The organism is Planctomycetia bacterium (genome assembly GCA_034440135.1).
Classification (GTDB): Bacteria; Planctomycetota; Planctomycetia; order Pirellulales; family JALHLM01; genus JALHLM01.
The window spans coordinates 1-4,297 of the sequence record JAWXBP010000041.1 but is presented as its reverse complement, the minus strand read 5'-3'; the positions used below and the strand labels follow the sequence as shown (position 1 = coordinate 4,297).

The following is a 4,297-nucleotide window of genomic DNA, read 5'->3' as shown; positions in this document are numbered from 1 at the left end:
GGTATCGATGGCGTCGTGCGATCCTTGGTGAGGTGAGATCCAAAGGTTCCGTTGCCGGCGACCTCCTCGATGGCGTCGTTGAGCTTGCGATCAAGGTCGTAGTGGTCCCACGGCGGGCTGCACCGGTTGTCGTTGAACCACACCATCGCCTCCCACGCTTCGGTGGGCGATAGGCCGAACCGCTGCGTCTCACAGCAGGCTTGATAGGTATCGCTGTCGCCGCCATGGCCTGACACGGCATGGATCGCCGCGAGGTACTTTTTGCAGCGGTCGAGACGGGCATAACCCGAGACGTGAGCGATGCTGGTGGACGAGACGGCCGGCGGCTTGCTGCTGACATCGAGGCGCTTGCGCGACTGCACCAAGCGGTCGAACAACTCTCGGACGGGCTGCGTGCAGTCTGCCAGTGTGAGCGGTGCGCCGTCGAAGCGGTTGCCGGTGACGGTGAAGAAGCGTCCGTGTTGATAGATTTCGATGGCTCCGTCTTTCGTCGGGTCGTCGGCACGCACGACGTTGCCCTTGGCATCCACACAGAACCGCTTGCCGGTCTTCTTGCCGCTCATTGCCGCGATCTGATCGGCGCTCAATGAGCCGTAAGCGATGAACTTCACGCCGTTGCCGGATGGGCTGATCTCGGCGTAAGTCGCACACTTGGCGATGATCTCGACCGCCCACGGCTTCAAGTACTCGTCGCCAAAGCAATCGTCGAGGTCACCACCGACGAAGCCATCGCCGAGGCTGCCGAACTGAAAGCCCATGCCTTCCCAACCCACCGACTCGTAGGCCGCCGCCGCCGCGTCGAATGTCGTCCAGGTGCTCGCGTCGTTCGCCTTGGCCCTGACGCCGTTGATCTGGTATGGCATCTTCGTCGGCTTGTCGCCTTCGACGCGGGCCTCGCGACGCCACACGACCCATCGGGGCAGCGCCATCAACTCGGGCGGACACACTGGCCTACATACCGCAAGTGCGGTTATTGCCGACGCGGGCGCTGCGCTCATTTCGTACCTCCGAACACTTTGGCGTCGTCACACAGCGCACACCACACGCCGCCGAATGCGTAAATCGCCTTCCTGTCGCCGCACGTCGAGCACGTCACGTCGGCCAGCGGAATGCGGATGAATGATCGGTCAAGGTCCTTAGAAGGGACCGCGCCGACCGTCGGTGTCGGCGCACCGCCGAAGAGCGTGGATGTGCGTCTTTTCGCCTGCCTGGAATGCATGGTCATGTCCTCTATCACTGAAAAACGCGTGGATGTGGAGCTGCGCGCGTCCCGCCAGGCCCCTAATAACGGGACGGCACCGACCCAAACGATCGCGGCCGAACCCGCCGGGGAGCCGGCGACACCGGGCCCGATGTCCGGCTCAGCTCGAACGTTTCGACGGCCTGCGGCGTGATCCGCCAACGGGGGCGGGAGCCGGAGCGATTGGTGGCCATATTGATCGCGCGAAGCTCGCCGGTCGCGATGAAGCGGATCACCTTTGAGGTGTTTGTGCGCCAGCGGTGCGCGAGTTGCGCCGGTGTTAGGTAAAGCCCTTCCGGTGGGAGTTCAGCGGCCATTTTGGAACTCCCGTCTCTTGCCGATGAAGACGACCAAGTCCTCGGGCCGAATTCGCCGAAGCCTGCCCAATTTGACCACCGGCAACTCGCCAGCATCGACGTAGGCGTAGATAGTGCGCTCCGTGACGCCGAGCGGCTTGGCGGCCTGCTTGTAGGTGAGCAGGCGGAGATGGTCGAGGTCGTCCATGACTGGACTCCGAGAGGCGAAGTGGCGAGCACGTTGCTCACCTGTCGGAGTCAAAGCTAAGCGTGAAAAATGGCGACAAGCGTAGACCGATCACGCCGCCACCTATTTCTACGCAATGGCTGAATTAAACGGAACGGGAAATCAAGGACAAGTGGGCGAGGGAAATATTCGTGCGTAGAAATGATGTGCGGTCTTGACGCATTTCTACGCTCAAAGGCTGCGCATTTGGCGTCCAAGCTTCTCCGCTTGAGCTATTGCACCAGACGGGAGCCGCCGCTTAGATTCAAACTCGTCCGCCGAAAGGCCTAATTTCTTGAAGTCCGCACGTATCTCACGAACTCGGTTCAGCGCCCGCCGAATACCGTTAATACCCAGCCCATCTTTTAAGTCGAACTTGCTCTGCTTCACCCCTGGGGTTACCTGCGTCCACGCAATGTACTTCTCGATGATGTGTATCGTTTCCTCCCAGGTGTACTTCTTTCGCCGGCCAGGTTTTCCCGTAGCTGGGCGCTTTGAATTGCGTTTGCCTCTTCCACCACACGTCGAATGACCTTTCTCGATCCATGCCACAATCGCATCGACACCCGCTCCCAGGTAGTCGTCAGCGTTCGCATTGAAGGGGAAACTCCCGGACTTGTTCATCAACAGGTAAGCGGCCCTGATGAGGGCGTGCAGCTCGCCAGAGAGATCGCGGTTCTGCCCAACCAGTTTGTATTCGGCCGCCATCATGATCTCGTGGATGAGCGATAGCTCATCGTCATTGCGTCCGTGCCTAATCGCCTCAAGCAGCAGCGATCCAATCACGGTGGCCGCGCCATTCGCGTCGGTCTTCGTCTTGTTCCACCACGCTTGGCGATCGCGGATCGAGCGGACGATCTGGTCGATGGGTTTCGGCTCTTGTGCTCTTTCGATGCGGGGAACGGCGGGTTTCGGCAGAGATTCCACGGGTACCAGGTAATCCGCCACCGCCGCGAATACGTCCGCAACGTCTTGGATACCCCGAGGCCGTTTGACCTTCAGAAACTCTGCCAAGTTACCCGCGAAGTCCGTAATGCCTTTCCGGTCAAGACGGGTTCCCCCGTTCTTTGTATTCGCCAGTCCCACCTCGCCGGCAACCGTTAAGGGTGGCGGTAACCGGTGGCCTTTGGCGAGAAGGTCGGCACCGATACAAACCAAATAGGCAACGTCATTCGGAAGACGATGCCGCTGTTCAAGCAGCTCAACCCGGCGAAGAGTGTTCACAACCAATCGCAGACCAGACGCGATGCGGTTATGCTCATCCTCCATCTCCGTCGTGTCCAGCACGTCGCAGATGTCGAGGATATTCATTCCGGTCAAGTCAGCGAGCCGTTGGCCGCACTTGGCGGTCAGTATCACACGCCATTGCTTCCAGTTGATGAAATGACCAGTGGCGTCGAGGTCCCATCGGCGGAATGACGCCAGATGTTCGCGTCGCGGGAAACATCGCTGCCGAACGTCCTCTGGACCGCTCCACATCGCAAAGTCCACGTCCTCGCTCTGTCGATCAAATGGGTGGAACGGCCAACTGGGTATTGCGTCGGCGGGATTCTCAAAGACGATCGGCGATGAAATCCCGCATCGGGTCGTCAGGAGGAAAGGCTTTCGCCGCATCGTCGGCAGTTCGTGCTCGACGATCGCTAAGGCTTGCCTCGCCTTTTCGAGCCATTGAGCCGCAGACGCTGGGTTTCGCTCGAAATAAAACCGTCGCAGCATCCATCGATTGAAGGTGGGAAAAGTTCCCGATGCTTCCGCCGTGATCAATTTCACGGTCATCACATCGTTGTCTTTCCAGTCCGCAAGCTCTTCCCATTTCGCCTTCTGGACATCGGTGATAAGGCTCTCACACTGATCAGCGTCCGGATCGGTCATCACCCAGGTCACGACGAGCACCCGGCACGCTACATCCACCCGAAAATCGTTTGCCGCACGGTCGGCCAACGTCTGTTCGTCGAGCAATAGCGTCATAAAGGCCGAAGCGAACACGTCCTCCACCGGCACCGATTGACTGAAGGCGTCGACCCATTTTCCCGCGTCCTCAAAAACGTCCGAATGCGCGCGCACAAGCTTCGCGATGCGTGCAAAGAGCGCGCGGTCGTCGGCTGTCAGCTGATAGCGGTCCGACATAATGCACCATCCGTGATGCGCAACAGCTCCGGAGAACCGCTTGGATGGCGGAAGCGAGCGTACCGGCGCCTGCGTCGGGAGCAACACGATTTTCCCACTACAACTTCATCGATATTGTTACGACCGACATTCTGGCCGCCATCCGGTTCAGCTGAACTCCATCCCCTCGATGTTCGCTTCGTCCAGCGGCTCCTGGACGGCGTTGCGCAACCAGTTGGCGTCATAGCCGGCGGCGGACGCGCCGTCGATCTGAATCGTGATCTTCCCGCCATCGGACTTGTCGGCGAGGTTGGCGATCGCTTGAAACGATTTGAAGACCTGATCGCGCGTGGCGGAGAAGCGAACCCGCACGCTATGCCGGGCCGTGGATGTTGGCCCCGGTGGTGGCGGCGTAGGCGCGGGACCGGG

General features: G+C 60.0%; 5 protein-coding genes. All 5 read right to left on the bottom strand.

Annotation, left to right across the window (positions count from 1 at the left end; genetic code table 11):
• The coding region (locus tag SGJ19_02145) for a hypothetical protein (GenBank protein MDZ4779037.1) at window positions 1-929 on the bottom strand (929 nt) is incomplete at its 3' end.
• Between the two features lie 352 nt (window positions 930-1,281).
• Window positions 1,282-1,557 (bottom strand): hypothetical protein, encoded by a 276-nt coding sequence (locus SGJ19_02140; protein ID MDZ4779036.1) that lies wholly within the window; start codon window positions 1,555-1,557, stop codon window positions 1,282-1,284.
• Window positions 1,547-1,744 carry a helix-turn-helix domain-containing protein gene (locus SGJ19_02135; protein ID MDZ4779035.1) on the bottom strand — a complete coding sequence of 66 codons (198 nt, stop codon included), beginning with the start codon at window positions 1,742-1,744 and terminating at the stop codon, window positions 1,547-1,549. The genes SGJ19_02140 and SGJ19_02135 overlap by 11 nt, the downstream gene beginning before the upstream one ends.
• Before the next feature lie 210 nt (window positions 1,745-1,954).
• Complete coding sequence (locus tag SGJ19_02130) at window positions 1,955-3,889, bottom strand: hypothetical protein (protein ID MDZ4779034.1); 1,935 nt, start codon at window positions 3,887-3,889, stop codon at window positions 1,955-1,957.
• A 147-nt stretch (window positions 3,890-4,036) separates the two neighbouring features.
• Window positions 4,037-4,297, bottom strand: a 261-nt coding sequence (locus SGJ19_02125) for a hypothetical protein (GenBank protein MDZ4779033.1), incomplete at its 5' end; no start/stop codon positions are given.

What these genes read in the sequence shown, in the direction of transcription:
- SGJ19_02140 (MDZ4779036.1), bottom strand. Translation starts at nt 1,557, where the DNA reads ATGGCCGCTGAACTCCCACCGGAAGGGCTTTACCTAACACCGGCGCAA.
- SGJ19_02135 (MDZ4779035.1), bottom strand. Translation starts at nt 1,744, where the DNA reads ATGGACGACCTCGACCATCTCCGCCTGCTCACCTACAAGCAGGCCGCC.
- SGJ19_02130 (MDZ4779034.1), bottom strand. Translation starts at nt 3,889, where the DNA reads ATGTCGGACCGCTATCAGCTGACAGCCGACGACCGCGCGCTCTTTGCA.